This is a genomic window from Demequina soli (assembly GCF_000971195.1).
In the GTDB taxonomy this organism is placed as follows: Bacteria; Actinomycetota; Actinomycetes; order Actinomycetales; family Demequinaceae; genus Demequina; species Demequina soli.
In genome coordinates, this window is sequence record NZ_BBLZ01000004.1 from 396,493 (window position 1) to 411,139 (window position 14,647).

The window sequence follows — 14,647 nt, forward strand, 5'->3', positions numbered from 1 at the left end:
CGGGCGCGCCCCGCATCGTCCCGCGTCAGATGACGCGCCACCCGTTGACGATCACGACGCCCAGCACCACCAGTCCCAGCACCGACAGCGCGTACACGAGCCACCGGTAGCCCGCCTTGTGCGCGGCGACCACGATGCACGCCACGGCGCCCGGGATGAGCGCGAGCCCGTAGCGCCCGGTCACGTTGGGGAAGTACTGCGGGACCACGGTGTTGAAGTACGCCTGCACCTGGACGATCGTCGGGTACAGGATGGTGCCCGCGAGCACCATCCAGCCGAGCGTGCGGCGCGCCGGGTCCTTCGCGCACGCGACGATCACCGCGAAGATGGCGCCGATGACGAGGACGTTGAGCAGGCGCGTCCACGCGAGCATGAGGGCGACGTTGAGCGGCTCCTGCAGGTAGAAGTCCGACGCGAGGTTGAGCCCCGAGAACGCGGTCTCGAGCCACTCCGAGCCGGGCAGCCCGGTCACGTCACGCGTGTTGAGGCCGACCAGCGGGTTCTGCCAGCTCGGGTCCCCCCGGCCGCCCTGCCACGCCTGCCACAGCCCGTACGGCACGAGGATCGCCCCCGCCATGCCGACGACGATCCACAGGTCCTTGATGCGGGGCTGCTTGCGGCGCCAGTCGCGCAGCATGCGGAACGCAAGGAGCGCGCCGAGGGCGATGAACGGCACCGCGGCGATGGTCTTGGCCATCCCGGCGAGCCCGGCGAGCAGGGAGGCGAGGCGCCAGTCCACGTCGTCGTCGACGAACATGCGCGCGGCCAGCCAGATGGCCGAGGCGCCGATCACGATCGACGAGGCGTCCGGGTTGACCGTCGTGACGGCGTGCAGGACGCGCGGGAACGCCGGGAGCAGCAGCGGCGCGACGATGGCGGCGGCCGGGTCGACGCGCCAGCGACGCAGCGCGGCGAACATCATCTGCATGCCGAGCGCGAGCCACAGCACGCCCATGAGACGCGCGGCCGTGAGGAAGTCCACGCCGGGCACCACCGCGGCGAGGGCGCGGGCGGGGAACCCGACCAGCGCGTAGAACACGGGCGGGTAGAAGAAGTTGTACTGCTGGCCCTCGTACGGGAACTGCCACGCCTCCGCGTCGGAGCCGCACGCGGGCAGGTCGTAGCCCTCCTGGCCGACGCACGCCCAGGTGTCGCGGATCTCCGGGGCGATCACCGAGCCCGCGTAGGGGATCTGGAAGTGGGCGACGCGCCACGCGTAGTCGGCGTGGGTGGGCTCGTCGATGCGCGACATGGCCGAGCCCGGACCCAGCACCACGGGGATCACGATCGCCGCGGACACGACGACATAGAACGCCAGCACGGCGAGGTACGAGCGGCGCGAGTCGCGGAACGATGCGGCCCACTCCTCCGCGAGCCCCAGCCACTCGGAGGGCAGCGCCGCCCGCCGTCGCGTCGTGGCTGTCACCTGCGCTCCTTGTCCGACCGGGCCGATGGGGGCGCCGACCGGCGGCGCGCTGCTCGCATCGTATAGGCGCCTGGAGGCGGACGATGCGCGGCGCACCGCGGCCCGGACGTGCGACGATGCCGGGGAACGCGGAAGGCCCCGACCTGATGGTCGGGGCCTTCCTCTGGTGTCCGAGGGGGGACTTGAACCCCCACGCCCTATACGGGCACTAGCACCTCAAGCTAGCGCGTCTGCCAATTCCGCCACCCGGACAGGTGACCTGCTGGACTCTCTCGAGCCCCTCAGCGCGAGAAGAACTCTAGCACGGCCCCGGGGCGACATTTTGCACTCGGGGCGGAATCGGCCGAAAAACTAAGTGATGGGCGTCAGCTGAGGAGGCTCACGCCTCCGGGTCCGATGAGCAGCCCGACGACGATGAGCACGACGCCCCACAGGATCTGCTTCTGGAAGATGCGGATCACGCCGAAGACGACGAGGATCACCGCGATGATCCAGAGGATGAAGTCCCACATGGTTGTTCCTTCCGTCCGTATGAAGTGCGGTCCCGGGATGCCTCCCTGACAACCTCTCGCGACACCGCAGGTATTCCCCGGTGCCCTCCCCCATGGTGCGCTCGCGCGGCGTGTTGCGCACCCGGAGGGCGCCTGCCGCCGTCGCGGATGCGCGCGCCGTCATCGGAAGTCCCGCGACCTGCTGGGGACCTTGAGGGACATGGGTGACAGGTGCTCGGCGACCAGGTTGGTGGCGCCGTCGGCGCGCTCGATGCGCCCGCGGATGATGAGCGCCGGCGAGCGCCGCGCGACCGCCTGGAACCTCTTCCAGACCCCCACCGAGCAGATGACATTGAGGAAGCCGGTCTCGTCCTCGAGCGAGATGAACGTGACCCCCCTCGCCGTCCCGGGACGCTGCCGGTGCGTGACGACGCCCGCGACGGTGACCCGCCGCTCCGCCTCGTGGGCGAGCACGTCGGCGACCCGCAGGACGCCCGCCTTGTCGAGGCCCTCGCGCACGAACATCGTCGGATAGCCGTCGACGGACACCCCCGACGCCCACACGTCCGCCACGGCCTCCTCCACCACGCTCATGCCGGGCAGCATGGGCGCCTGCGCGCCCGGGACGGTCCCGGGCAGCGTGTCGGGACCCTCGCGGGACAGCACCCCGGACGCCCACAGCGCCTCGCGTCGCGTCACGCCGAACGCCTCGAGCGCGCCCGCCGTCGCGAGCGCCTCCCACTGCGCCGTGGTGAGCCCCCTCTCGGGGGCGAGCCCGGCCTGCCCCGACACACCCGTGGGGCGGATGCGCACGCGGCGGGCCATGTCGTGGAGGTCGGCGAACGGGCGCTCGGCGCGCGCGGCCACGATCGCGGTCGCGGCCTCGTCCCCCAGCCCGCGCACCGCGCCCAGGCCCATCCGCACGCCCAGCAACGGGTCGACGCGCACCAGGCGCGCCATCTCCGGGCGCCTCTCCCCCGGCGCCGCGAACGGCTCGTCGAGCGCCTCGACGCGCGCGAGCACCTCGGAGCGGGCCACGCAGGGCCGCAGGATCGCCTGGCCGTGGCGGCGCGCGTCCGCGGCGAGGGACTGCGGCGAGTAGAAGCCCATGGGCTGCGCGGCGAGCAGCCCCGCGTAGAACGCGGCGGGCCGGTGCACCTTGAGCCAGCTCGACGCGTACACGAGGTACGCGAACGAGTACGAGTGGGACTCGGGGAAGCCGAAGTCGGAGAACGCCTTGAGCTTGTCGAAGATCTGGTGGGCGACGTCCGCGGTGATGCCGCGCTCGTTGGCGCCGACCATGAAGCGTGCGCGCAGCGCCTCCATGCGCTCGGGGCTGCGCTTGGAGCCCATGGCGCGGCGCAGCTGGTCGGCGAGCGCGCCGTCGAAGCCGGCGGTGTCCATCGCCATCTGCATGAGCTGCTCCTGGAACAGCGGCACCCCGAGGGTCTTGCCGAGCGACTTCTCGAGCAGCGGGTGGAGGTAGGTGACCTCCTCACGCCCGCGCGCCCGGTTGATGTAGGGGTGGACGGAGCCGCCCTGGATGGGGCCGGGGCGGATGAGCGCGACCTCGACGACGATGTCGTAGAACTTCCGTGGTCGCAGCCGCGGCAGGGTCGCCATCTGGGCGCGCGACTCGACCTGGAACACGCCGACGGTGTCGGCGGCGCACAGCAGGTCGTAGACCGCCGGGTCCTCCTGCGGCAGCGAGTGCAGGCCGAGGTCCTCGCCGCGCACCTCCTGCATGTACCGGAACGCGTACTTGAGAGCCGAGAGCATGCCCAGGCCGAGCAGGTCGAACTTCACCAGCCCCGCGTCGGCGCAGTCGTCCTTGTCCCATTGGAGGACGGTGCGGCCGGGCATGCGGGCCCACTCGACGGGGCACACGTCGATGACGGGCCGGTCGCAGAGCACCATGCCGCCGGGGTGGATGCCCAGGTGGCGCGGCAGGCGCATGAGCCGGTCGGCGAGGTCGAGCACGTTGTCCGGGATGTGCTCGAGGTCCTGGGTGGGCGGCGGCTCGGGCCACATCGCGTCGCGCTGCTTCGCGGCCCACTCCTCCTGCCTCTCCGGCGGGACCCTCAGGGCGCTCCACCGGTCGATGGACTTGGACCACGCGTCCTGCTGGCCGACGTCGAAGCCGAGCGCGCGGGCCGCGTCGCGCACCGCCGACCGCGGCCGGTACTGGATGACGTTCGCGACCATCGCGGCGTTGATGCGGCCGTGGCGCGAGAAGACGTACTGGATGACCTCCTCGCGGCGGTCCGACTCGATGTCGACGTCGATGTCGGGCGGCCCGTCGCGCTCGGGCGCGAGGAACCGCTCGAACAGCAGGCCGTGCGTGACGGCGTCGACCGCGGTCACGCCGAGCGCGAAGCAGACCGCGCTGTTGGCGGCGGAGCCGCGCCCCTGGCAGAGGATGTCGGAGCGACGGCAGAACGCCACGATGTCGTGGACGATGAGGAAGTAGCCGGGGAAGTCGAGCGCCTCGATGACGGCGAGCTCGTGCTCGATCTGCCGCCATGCGCCGGGCACCCGCTCCGCGTCGGGCGGCCCGTACCGCTCGCGGGCGCCGCGGTAGGTGAGCTCGCGCAGCCACGTGGCCTCGGTGTGGCCCGGCGGGACGGGGTACGGCGGGAGGTGCGGGGCGACGAGGTCGAGGTCGAACGCGCACTCGGCGGCGAGCCGCGCGGCCGTGGCGACGGCCTGCGGGTGACGGCGGTGGCGGAACAGCATCTCGCCCGCGCTGCGCAGGTGCTGGCCCGGGGAGCCGGGCAGCCAGCCGTCCATGTCGTCGAGCGAGGAGCGCGAGCGCACGGCCGCGAGCGCGCCCGCGAGGTCCGCGTCGCGCGGGGTCGCGTAGTGAGCGTTGGTCGTCGCGACCAGGGGCAACGAGGCATCGAAGGCCAGGTCCGCGAGCGCGGCGTTGATCTCGGAGTCGTAGGGCGAGCCCGTGTCGGTGATCTCGACGGCCACGCCCTCGCGCCCGAACAGGGACACGAGCCGGTCGAGCTCGGCCGCCGCGGCCGCGTAGCCGTCGCGGGAGATGCCGCCGGCCAGAGCATCGGCCCCCGCGCGGCGGGAGGCGCCCGCGACGCCGGCCCCGCCGAGCCCGGTGAGGGCGGCGCGCACGGGACCCTTGCGGCAGCCCGTCAGCACGAGCAGGTCCCCGCCGCCGGCGTCGGCGAGCGTCTCGAGGGTGTAGCGGGCGAGGCCCTTCTCCCCCGTCGCGAGGTGCGCCATGCCGATGGCGTGGCTGAGCCGCGAGTAGCCGCTCGCGCCGCGCGCGAGCACCACGAGGTGGGAGGCGCGCGGGTCGGGCACCCCGGTGGGCGGGTCGAGCACCGGACGGCCGCCGGGCCCCTCGACGGCGAGGCTCAGCTCGGCGCCGAACACGGTCGGCAGGCCGATCTCGCGGGCCGCGCCGGCGAACCGGACGGCGCCGTAGAGGCCGTCGTGGTCCGTGATCGCGAGCGCGCTGAGACCCAGCCGGCCCGCCTCCGCGGCCATCTCCTCGGGCTGGCTCGCGCCGTCGAGGAAGCTGAAGGCGCTGTGGGCGTGCAGCTCGGCGTACTCGGGCAGGTCAGTCATAGACGGCCTCCAGGCGCCACTCGCCGCCGCCGTACGCGAGCAGCACCGCGGTCGCGACCCCCTCGCCGTCGCGCAGCGCGACCTGGAGGTAGGCGAGCCGGGACGCATCCTCGGACCACCAGCGCTCGGACACGGGCCACGGCCCCGCCCACGACTCGACGGGCCGCGGCCTGTCCCACACCGGCCCGACGATGCGCCCCACGTGCCCCTCGGAGGGGTGACGGTTCGCGGCGCGCGCCCGCTCGTCGGCGCCGTCCGCCTCGAGCCGCACCCACGTGGGCGGCGCGCTGATGGCGAGCCGGCGGCTGATGGTGACGGGGGCGCCGCCCGCGTCGAGCACGAGCGCGGGGCGGGCGACCGGCGGCACGGTCGCGGGCGGCGGGTCGGGGATCCGCCCCGGCCACGGGTGCGCGATCGCGCGGGCGGGGGGCGCCTCCTGGCCCCAGGGCGCGAGGTGCGCCCTGTCGCGGGGAGAGCGCCCGCCCTGCTCGGCGACCGCGAGCACACCCTCGAGGCCGAGAAGCCCCTGGACGCGCTCGAGGGCACGATGCGCGCGCGAGTCCGCGCCCGACACCCCGCCCCACAGGTAGGCCTGCTCGGAGCCGAGCGGGACCACGTCCTCGGCGACCAGGCCCAGCGACACCAGGGGCGACGGCTCGGGGCCCTTGTCCCCGCCGGCGCCCGCGGTGCCCGACAGCCAGCCCTCGAGCTGCCAGCGGACGCGGTCCGTCATGTGGCGCGCGAACGCGCCGGCGCGGGTGCCCACGTCGGTGCGCCACACGCGCTCGAGCTCCTGGCCCTTCTCGGTGCGCGCGGTGATGCGCACCCGCCCGCAGCGCACGCCCGCGGCCAGCAGCGCCGCGTCGAGCGCGGCGGCGGCCTCCCGGGCGACGTGGACGAGCTGCTCGATGCGTTCGGCGGGATCCTCGAAGACGTGCTCGACGGCGATGTCCTCCTCGCTGCGGCGCAGCACGGGCGGGGCGAGGTCCTCCCCCGACGCGAGCCGGTGCGCCCACACGCCCACGGGCCCGAAGCGGGCCAGCACGTCCGGGAACGGCAGCGCCGCCAGGTCCCCCAGGGTGACGATCCCGAGGCGGGTGAGCACGCTCGCGAGCCGCTCCGCCTCCTGGCGCTGGACGCGCTCCATGGCCGCGAGCGCGAGCGACTCGACCGGCGCGGGCGCGAGGTAGTCGCGCGACGTGCCGGCCGGCACGAGCTCCGCGCGGCGCGCGGCGATCACGGCGGCGAGCAGGCCGTCGGCGGCACCGACCGCGCACTCGAGCCCCGCATGCTCGGCGACGGCGGTGACGAGCGCCTCCGCGAGCGTCTCCTCGGAGCCGTGGAAGCGGGCGGCGCCGTCCGCGGGGATGATCATCAGCCCGGGACGGGAGATCTCGACGCCGGAGACGGCCTGCTCGGCGGCGGCCGCCACGGACTCGAACAGCCGCGAGTCGCGCCCCTCGTCGTGGGGCAGGATCACGAGCTCGGGGCACGCGCGCTGCGCGAGGCGGCGGGTGCTGCCGCGCCGCACCCCGGCGGCGCGCGCGGCCGCCGACACCGCGACGAGGCCGCGCCCGTGCAGGACGGCCGCGGGGACGTCCGCTCCGAGCCCCGCCTCGGTCATCGCGGCCACGACCGGCCAGTCCGGCACCCAGAGGACGGCGCGACGCACCACGGTCACGACGCTCACGCCGCACCCCCGAGGACGCGCGCGGCCGCCACCGCGGGCACGGTCGCGCCGCGTCGCAGCGGGGCCTCCGCCTCGAGCGGCACGGTGACGAGCCGCGCGGCGGCGCCGCGGCGCTCCTCGACGCGCACGGTGAGCTCCCGCCCCCGCAGGCGGCCGTCACCCGCGCCGAGCCCGTGCCAGCGGGACGCGACCGCGGTCAGGCTCGCATGCGCACCCGCCCAGGGAGCCTCGGCGATGATCACCGCGCCGCGCTCCCTGGCGCGGGTGGCGAGGCGGCGACGGTCGGGCTCGGACAGCGCGAGGCGCGGCCCCAGCAGCACGACGTCCATGCCGTCGACGCACGCGCCCGCCACGGCGGCCGCCTGGGCGCCCGGGTGCGGCACGAGCGCGACCCGTGCGAGGTCGAGCCCGCGCCGCGCCGCCGCCACCACCCCGAGCGAGGGCATGCCGACGGCCGCGGTCCAGGACCCCGCCTCGGAGGCGGCGGCCGCGAGCGCGAGCATGAGGGACGTCGAGCCCGCGACGGCGATCACCTGGCCGCGCCTGAGACCCTGCGGCAGCACCTGATCGAGCAGCGGCACGAGCGGCAGCGTGGGCGCCTCCCAGCGCTCGCGCGTGGTGCCGACCTTGCGCTGCACGCCCGCGAGCGCCTCGCGCGCCCGGGCGAGCCTGGCCTCGGCCGTCTCCATCGCGTCACCCGCCTCCCGCATCGTCCATTCGAACACCTGTTCGAACGATTCGATTATGGACCCACCCTCCGACAGCGGGCAAGGCGCGCACGAGCGCCCTGGAAGGACGCCGGATCGCGGCGAGGAGAGGAGGGCCGGTCAGGCAGGGCGGCGCGCGCCCGTCCCGGCGCGCATCAGCTGCGTGGCCGCGACGGCCGCGACGGACTCCGCGGCGAGGAGCCCCACCAGCACGAGCAGCTGCACCTGGGCCGCCTCGAGCGGCGACGCTCCCCCGAGCAGCAGGCCCACGAAGGCCCCGGGGAGCACGACGACGCCGGCGTTGCGGGTCTGGTCGATCGCCGGCACGAGCGCCCGGGAGACCGCGACGCGGGCCAGGGGCGCCGCCGCCTGCCGCGGCCGCGCGCCGAGCGCGAGCCAGCCCTCCACCTCGGGCCACGTCGCACGGGCCTCGTCGCGCATGCGCTGGCCGGCGAGCGAGACCGCCGTCATGGAGCCGCCGATGATCTGCGCCGCGAACGGCAGCAGCGACGCCGCCTGCCGCGGCAGCGCCCCGGCACCCATGACCGCGCCGACCGCGACCACGGCGCCCGCGACGATCGCGGCCGCGACCCGCCACGCGCCGGCGGCGCCCAGCCCGATCCGTCGCGTCGACGTCCACGTCGCGGCGGCCACCATGACCGCGAGGTACAGCCACACCGCGCCGGGATGGCGGAACACCCACCCGATCACGAGCGCCACCGCCGCCAGCTGCACCGCCGCACGCGCGATCGCCACGGCGGCGTCGCGCCCCATCCGCACCCGGGCGGCCGCGAGCGCGCCGAGCGCGACGGCCGCCAGCGCCGCCACCGCGACCACGAGACGACCGACGCCGCCCATCAGCGGGCCCGCAGCTCCCACATCGCGACCGCCGACGCGGCGGCCACGTTGAGCGAGTCCACTCCCCCGTGCATGGGGATGACGACCGCCTCGTCGACGTGGGCGAGCGCCTGGCGGGTCAGCCCGTCGCCCTCGGTGCCCATCACCAGGGCGACCCGCTCCCCGGCGCGCGCGGCGAAGTCGTCCAGGGCCACCGCATCGTCCCTCAGCGCGAGGCCCGCGACGGTGAAGCCGAGCCCGCGCAGCTCGTCGAGCGCGCCCGGCCACGACTCGGCGCGCGTCCACGGCACCTGGAACACCGTGCCCATCGACACCTTGACGGAGCGGCGGTAGAGCGGATCGGCGCACGTGGGCGAGACCACCACCGCGTCCGCGCCGATGCCCGCCGCCGACCGGAAGATCGCGCCCACGTTGGTGTGGTCGACCAGCCCCTCGAGGACCACGATGCGCCGCGCGTCGCGCGCGAGGTCGGCCAGCGCCGGCAGCTCGGGGCGCTGCATCGCCGCGAGCGCGCCGCGATGCACCTGGTAGCCGGTCACATCCTCGAGCAGCGCCGCGGGCGCGAGGTACACCGGCACGTCCTCGCCCACCAACGGCTTCACCGAGGACAGCCACCTCTCGCTCACCAGCACGGACCGGGGACGATGCCCGGCACGCACCGCGCGACCGATCACCTTGGCGCCCTCCGCCATGTAGAGGCCCCGCTCGGGCTCGAGCGCGCGGCGCAGCGCGACGTCGGTGAGGTCGCGGTAGTCGGCGAGGCGGGGGTCGGCGGGGTCGTCGATCGCGATGACGGGCATGGGCCCATCATCCCAGGGAAGCGGGCGGCCGCATGCCCCCGGGAGTAGCCTGGAGGTGTCGACGACGAGGTCGGCACCGCCGGAGGGAGGCGGTCGTGAACACGCTGGACACCAGGCTCGACGCATGGGTCGAGCAGGGGCTCATCACCCCCGAGCAGGCCGCCGAGCTGCGCCGCTACGAGGTCGCGCACCCCGCCGAGGAGCCCGCCGCGACGCCGGCCCCGACACCCGGGGAGGTCGCCGTCGCGCCTCCCGGCGCGCTCGCGGTCGTCGGCGAGGTCGTCGGCTACCTCGGCGCGGTGCTCGCCGTCTCGGGCGCCGCCTTCGTGGTGAGCCGGACGTGGTCCGACCTGTCCGATCCCGCTCGGCTCGCCCTCGTCGCCGTGCTGACCGCCGCCGTCGCCACGGGCGGCGTGCTCGCGGCCCGGGCCCCGCAGCCGCCCGCGCAGCGCCTCGCGTCCGTGCTGCTGCTCGCGACCGTCGCCCTGTCGGGGTGGCTCGCCTGGGTGGTCGCGCACGACGTCGCCGGGCTCACGGCGGACGATGCGCTGGCCCGGTCGGTCACCGTGACGCTCGCCGTGGTCGCGGCGACGGTCTACGTGCTGCGCCGCCGCGCGCTCGCGCAGGGCGCGCTGCTGGCCTCGCTCGCCGCCGCGCTGACCGCGGTCGTCGCGCCGTGGAACGCGGACGCCTCGACCCTCGCGATGGGTGCCGCGTGGGCCGGGCTCGGCCTCGCATGGGTGGTGCTCGGCGCGGCCCGGGTGCTGCCGCCCGCCCCGATGGCGCTCGTCACGGGCGGCCTGCTGGCGATCCTGGGCGCGCAGATGGCCGGCGCGGGCGCGCACCGGGTCGCGGTGATGTCCGCGGCCGCCGCGCTCGCGGTCGCGATGATCGCGGTCGCCGTGACGCTGCCCCGCCTCATGCCGCTCATCGTGCCGGGCGGGATCGGGCTGCTGGTCGCGGTGCCGCGGCTCATCAGCGAGCTCGTGGGCGACGCCGTCGCCACCTGGGTCGCGGTGATGGTCACGGGGATGGCCCTCGTCGGGCTGGCGGTGTGGCTCGTGCGGGAGCGCCGGCAGCCTCCGGGCCTCGCCCCCTGAGCGTCGCCCGGGGCCGCCCGTCACAGGCCCCGGGCGCGGCGAGGGCCCCGAGGGATCGCTCCCCCGGGGCCCCTCGCATCGTCCGGGCTACTGGCCCTTCTCGGCGTCCGGGTCGAACGGCTTGCCGGACCGCGTGCCGGCCTGCTCCGCCTCGCCCGAGATGCCCTCGGCCTGCCGGCGCGCCTCCTCGAGCGCGGCACGCGGGTCCGCGAGCGCGGAGGTGATGCGCGACGTGCGCTGGCGGGCACGCTCGGGATCGCGCTCGAGCGGCGCGCCCTCGTCGGTCACCCCGAAGCCGGCGGCGACGGCCTTGAGCGCTCCCGTGAACTCGGTCGGCACGAACCACATCTGGTTGTTGTTCGCCTTCGCGACCTCGGGGAGCATCTGCAGGTACTGGTAGGACAGCAGCTTGGAGTCGGCGTCGCCCTCGTGGATGGCGTCGAACACCTGGAGGATCGCGCGCGCCTCGCCCTCGGCGCGGAGGATCTTGGACTGCGCCTCGCCCTCCGCCTTGAGGATCGCGGACTGCTTCTCGCCCTCGGCGGTGAGGATCGCGGACTGCTTGACGCCCTCGGCGGTGAGGATCGCGGCGCGGCGGTCGCGCTCGGCGCGCATCTGCTTCTCCATCGAGTCCTTGATCGACAGCGGCGGCTCGATCGACTTGAGCTCGACGCGGTTGACGCGGATGCCCCACTTGCCGGTCGCCTCGTCGAGCACGCCGCGCAGCTGGCCGTTGATCTGGTCGCGGCTGGTGAGCGTCTGCTCGAGGTCCATCGTGCCGACGATGTTGCGCAGCGTCGTCACGGTGAGCTGCTCGACACCGGTGATGTAGTTCGCGATCTCGTAGACCGCGGACTTCGGGTCGGTGACCTGGAAGTAGATGACGGTGTCGATCTCGACCACCAGGTTGTCGGACGTGATGACCGACTGCGGCGCGAACGAGTACACGTTCTCGCGCAGGTCGACCTTGGCACGCACCTTGTCGATGAACGGCACGAGCAGGTGCAGCCCCGCGTCCATCGTCGCGTGGTACCGGCCGAGCCGCTCCACCAGGTACGCCTGCGTCTGCTGCACCACGATGATCGCGCGCGCGATCGCGGTGATGACGAAGATCGCGAGGACCGCGAGCGCGACCCACACGATGATCATCCCTACGTTGTCACCCATCTCAGCTCTCCTCCTCGGGCGCGACCACGGCGGTCGCCCCATCGATCCTCAGCACGGTGACGTCGGCGCCCTCGGGGATGGCGGGCGCATCGGCAACGGTGCGCGCCGTCCAGACCTCGCCGTTGAGCTTGACGCGGCCCCGCGTCTCCGTCACCTCGTCGATCGCGCGTGCCGACCGGCCCACGAGCGCGGCGGCGTTGGTCTGCGCCGCGCCCTCGCCCTTGGCCCGCAGCGAACGCAGCAGGTAGGGCCGCAGCAGGCCGATGAGCGCCGCCGCCACCACGAGCGCGATGATGACGCTGAGCCACCACGGCGCCCCCAGCAGGGCCGCCACGCCTCCGGCGAGCGCGCCACCGGCCAGCATCGCGAACAGCAGGTCGAGGGTGAAGAGCTCGATCGCCCCGAGCACCATCGCCCCGATGAACCACCACAGGAACTGTTCTCCCACGTCTTCCTCCTTGTTCTTGCGACGCTAGCAGGGGCGACGAGAGGCGCGCATCGTCCGCGGGGACGATGCGCGCCTCAGGGTCGGGGTGCGCCCGGGTGGGCGTGGGGCTCAGGCGGCGGGCGCCTCGGCCTCCAGCGCCTCGGCGCGGCGGAGCGCCTGGTCCGCGTGATGCCCGCGCCACGCGCGGGAGATGGCCCACGCCCACGCGGCGACGATGGTCGCGTACACGGCCCAGCTGTACGGGGCGACCGCGGACAGCGCGTCGGAGTGGAGCAGGGTGCGCGCGTTGGTGAGGAGGATCATGCCTCCGACGGCGGCGCCGAGCATGCGCGGCGGGACGATGCGCACGAGGTACGCGGCGATGGGGGCGGCGACCAGGCCGCCGGCCAGCAGCGCGAGCACCCATCCGAAGTCGATGCCGGCCGAGCCGAGGCCGAGGATGAAGCCGATCGAGGCGGCGGCGGAGACGAGGAACTCGCTCGTGTCGATCGAGCCGATCACCTTGCGGGGCTCGAGGCGGCCGGTCGCGAGGATGGTGGGCGTGCCGATGGGGCCCCAGCCGCCGCCGCCCGTCGCGTCGACGAAGCCGGCGACGAGTCCGAGCGGGGCGAGGAAGCGCGAGCGCAGCGGCTGCTTGGCCTTCTCGGCGCTGACCTTGGTGCCGGTGAAGCGCGTGAGGACGTACAGGCCCAGGCCGAACAGGAGGGCCGCCATGACGGGGCCGGCGGCCTCGGTGGTGATGCTCGACAGGAACGTCGCGCCGGCGAACGCGCCGATCGCGCCGGGCACGCCGACGCGCCACACCACGCGCCAGTCGACGTTGCCGAAGCGCCAGTGGGCGACGCCCGAGGCGAGGGTGGTGCCGACCTCGGCGAGGTGCACGGTGGCCGACGCGAGCGCCGGGCTCAGGCCCACGGCGAGCATGAGCGTCGACGACGTGACGCCGTAGGCCATGCCCAGGCTGCCGTCGACGAGCTGGGCGCCGAATCCGACGATCGCCAGCAGGACGAGTGAACGCATGGGTGCCTCCGCTCGAGCCGGCCGCGGGCGCGACCATGGGTCGAGGTGAGACAAACCATACCCACCTAGTAGGTAGGAATCAATCCCTACCTGTCAGATGGGTTGATGTGGGCGTCCTCCCAGGCCGCTTGGTCGTCGACAAGCGCGCGGATCTCCCCCGGCAGCTCGCCGCTCGCGAGCTGCGCGACCGTCACCTTCTCGAGCACGTTGCGCACGCTCGCGCGCACCGCGACCCACACCGTGAGCAGCTCCGACGCGGCGCCGCCGTACTCGAGGTCGGACGGGCGCTCGCCGCGCACGAAGATGAGCGGCCCGTCGACGGCGCGCACGACGTCCGCGAGCGTGATGTCGACCGCCGGCCGGGCCAGGCGGTAGCCGCCGCCGATGCCGCGCTGGCCGACCACCAGGCCGTCGTCGCGCAGCTCCGTGAGGATGCCCTCGAGGAACTTGCGGGGGATCCCCTGGCTCGCGGAGATCTCGCCGGTGGTGCGCGGCGCGTCGGAGCGCGCGAGCTCGGCCGCCGCCCGGAGGGCGTAGTCGGCGCGGGCGGAGACCTTCACGGGTCAGCCGCGGCGCGCGGAGAAGCGGCCGCCGTTGGCGGTCAGCTCCACCGGCATGCCGTAGGTGGCGGAGAGGTTCTCGGACGTGAGCGTCTCGGCGATCGGGCCCGCGGCGACGATGCGCCCCTCGCGCAGCAGCAGCACGTGGGTGAAGCCCACGGGGATCTCCTCGACGTGGTGGGTCACCATGACGAGCGCCGGCGAGCGGTCGTCGGCGGCGAGCTCGGTCAGCGCGGACAGCAGCTCCTCGCGACCGCCCAGGTCGAGGCCCGCGGCGGGCTCGTCGAGCAGGAGCAGCTCCGGGTCGGGCATGAGGGAGCGCGCGACCTGCACGCGCTTGCGCTCGCCCTCGCTCAGGGTGCCGAACTCGCGCTCGGCGAAGGTCTCCATCCCGAACGCCCACAGGAGCGCGTCCGCGCGCTCCTCGTCGAACGAGTCGTACTCCTCCTGCCAGCGGCCCGTCACGCCGTGCGCCGCCGTCATGACGACGTTGCGGACGGTCTCGTGCGACGGGATGCGGTCGGCGAGCGCCGCGCTCGACAGGCCCACGCGCACCCGCAGCTCGCGGGTGTCGGTGTCGCCGAGCGTCTCGCCGAGGATGGTCGCGCGCCCCTCGGTCGGGAACATGCGCGCCGAGGCGATCGACATGAGGGTGGTCTTGCCCGCGCCGTTGGGTCCGAGGACCACCCAGCGGTCCGTGTCGGAGACGCTCCAGGACACCTCCCGCAGGATCTCGTTGTCACCACGGCGGACGCGCACGCCCTCGAACTCGAGCACCTCAGTCATGGC

The 14,647-nt window shown here is 74.6% G+C and carries 13 protein-coding genes and 1 tRNA gene; 1 reads left to right on the forward strand and 13 read right to left on the reverse strand.

All coding sequences use genetic code 11. The features are described 5' to 3' along the window. Nucleotides 1–25 precede the first annotated feature (25 nt). The 8 genes from AOM04_RS10945 to AOM04_RS10975 all read right to left on the reverse strand — a co-directional run bounded on the left by AOM04_RS10945 (nucleotide 26) and on the right by AOM04_RS10975 (nucleotide 9,563). A complete protein-coding gene (locus AOM04_RS10945; RefSeq protein WP_062464815.1) occupies nucleotides 26–1,426 on the reverse strand; it encodes an ArnT family glycosyltransferase in 1,401 nt (466 codons plus the stop codon). Between the two features lie 164 nt (nucleotides 1,427–1,590). Then, nucleotides 1,591–1,678, reverse strand: a tRNA-Leu gene (locus AOM04_RS10950). A gap of 113 nt (nucleotides 1,679–1,791) precedes the next feature. Then, nucleotides 1,792–1,938, reverse strand: a complete 147-nt coding sequence (locus tag AOM04_RS14825) for a GPGG-motif small membrane protein (protein ID WP_169816437.1) — start codon at nucleotides 1,936–1,938, stop codon at nucleotides 1,792–1,794. A gap of 159 nt (nucleotides 1,939–2,097) precedes the next feature. Further along, nucleotides 2,098–5,508, reverse strand: a complete 3,411-nt coding sequence (locus AOM04_RS10955; protein ID WP_062464816.1) for an error-prone DNA polymerase — start codon at nucleotides 5,506–5,508, stop codon at nucleotides 2,098–2,100. Further along, on the reverse strand, nucleotides 5,501–7,198 hold the full coding sequence (locus AOM04_RS10960) for a DNA polymerase Y family protein (protein WP_228373690.1): 1,698 nt from the start codon (nucleotides 7,196–7,198) through the stop codon (nucleotides 5,501–5,503). Before AOM04_RS10960 ends, AOM04_RS10955 begins: the two co-directional genes overlap by 8 nt. Continuing rightward, nucleotides 7,195–7,887, reverse strand: a complete 693-nt coding sequence (gene imuA', locus AOM04_RS10965) for a DnaE2-dependent mutagenesis accessory factor ImuA' (protein ID WP_156160703.1) — start codon at nucleotides 7,885–7,887, stop codon at nucleotides 7,195–7,197. The genes AOM04_RS10960 and imuA' overlap by 4 nt, the downstream gene beginning before the upstream one ends. A 138-nt stretch (nucleotides 7,888–8,025) precedes the next feature. Next, nucleotides 8,026–8,784 (reverse strand): ABC transporter permease, encoded by a 759-nt coding sequence (locus AOM04_RS10970; protein ID WP_156160704.1) that lies wholly within the window; start codon nucleotides 8,782–8,784, stop codon nucleotides 8,026–8,028. After that, nucleotides 8,763–9,563: a TrmH family RNA methyltransferase gene (locus AOM04_RS10975; protein ID WP_062464818.1), complete on the reverse strand. Its 801-nt coding sequence runs from the start codon at nucleotides 9,561–9,563 to the stop codon at nucleotides 8,763–8,765. Before AOM04_RS10975 ends, AOM04_RS10970 begins: the two co-directional genes overlap by 22 nt. A 95-nt stretch (nucleotides 9,564–9,658) precedes the next feature. On the opposite strand from AOM04_RS10975, the gene AOM04_RS10980 reads away from it, so the two are divergent. Further along, nucleotides 9,659–10,663 carry a DUF2157 domain-containing protein gene (locus AOM04_RS10980; RefSeq protein WP_062464819.1) on the forward strand — a complete coding sequence of 335 codons (1,005 nt, stop codon included), beginning with the start codon at nucleotides 9,659–9,661 and terminating at the stop codon, nucleotides 10,661–10,663. Between the two features lie 87 nt (nucleotides 10,664–10,750). On the opposite strand, the gene AOM04_RS10985 is transcribed toward AOM04_RS10980, so the two are convergent. The 5 genes from AOM04_RS10985 to AOM04_RS11005 form a co-directional block, all read right to left on the reverse strand. Beyond that, complete coding sequence (locus AOM04_RS10985; protein WP_062464820.1) at nucleotides 10,751–11,830, reverse strand: SPFH domain-containing protein; 1,080 nt, start codon at nucleotides 11,828–11,830, stop codon at nucleotides 10,751–10,753. A 1-nt stretch (nucleotide 11,831) separates the two neighbouring features. Next, a complete protein-coding gene (locus tag AOM04_RS10990; RefSeq protein WP_228373691.1) occupies nucleotides 11,832–12,278 on the reverse strand; it encodes an NfeD family protein in 447 nt (148 codons plus the stop codon). A gap of 108 nt (nucleotides 12,279–12,386) precedes the next feature. Further along, on the reverse strand, nucleotides 12,387–13,298 hold the full coding sequence (locus AOM04_RS10995; RefSeq protein WP_062464821.1) for a sulfite exporter TauE/SafE family protein: 912 nt from the start codon (nucleotides 13,296–13,298) through the stop codon (nucleotides 12,387–12,389). 86 nt (nucleotides 13,299–13,384) lie between these two features. Beyond that, nucleotides 13,385–13,858 (reverse strand): RrF2 family transcriptional regulator, encoded by a 474-nt coding sequence (locus AOM04_RS11000; RefSeq protein WP_062464822.1) that lies wholly within the window; start codon nucleotides 13,856–13,858, stop codon nucleotides 13,385–13,387. Between the two features lie 3 nt (nucleotides 13,859–13,861). Beyond that, on the reverse strand, nucleotides 13,862–14,644 hold the full coding sequence (locus tag AOM04_RS11005; RefSeq protein ID WP_062464823.1) for an ABC transporter ATP-binding protein: 783 nt from the start codon (nucleotides 14,642–14,644) through the stop codon (nucleotides 13,862–13,864). Between the last annotated feature and the right edge of the window lie 3 nt (nucleotides 14,645–14,647).

Bases quoted from the DNA above. Each gene is read 5' to 3' on its own strand.
- imuA' (WP_156160703.1), bottom strand. From the start codon at position 7,887: ATGGAGACGGCCGAGGCCAGGCTCGCCCGGGCGCGCGAGGCGCTCGCG.
- AOM04_RS14825 (WP_169816437.1), bottom strand. From the start codon at position 1,938: ATGTGGGACTTCATCCTCTGGATCATCGCGGTGATCCTCGTCGTCTTC.
- AOM04_RS10955 (WP_062464816.1), bottom strand. From the start codon at position 5,508: ATGACTGACCTGCCCGAGTACGCCGAGCTGCACGCCCACAGCGCCTTC.
- AOM04_RS10995 (WP_062464821.1), bottom strand. From the start codon at position 13,298: ATGCGTTCACTCGTCCTGCTGGCGATCGTCGGATTCGGCGCCCAGCTC.
- AOM04_RS10985 (WP_062464820.1), bottom strand. From the start codon at position 11,830: ATGGGTGACAACGTAGGGATGATCATCGTGTGGGTCGCGCTCGCGGTC.
- AOM04_RS11005 (WP_062464823.1), bottom strand. From the start codon at position 14,644: ATGACTGAGGTGCTCGAGTTCGAGGGCGTGCGCGTCCGCCGTGGTGAC.
- AOM04_RS10975 (WP_062464818.1), bottom strand. From the start codon at position 9,563: ATGCCCGTCATCGCGATCGACGACCCCGCCGACCCCCGCCTCGCCGAC.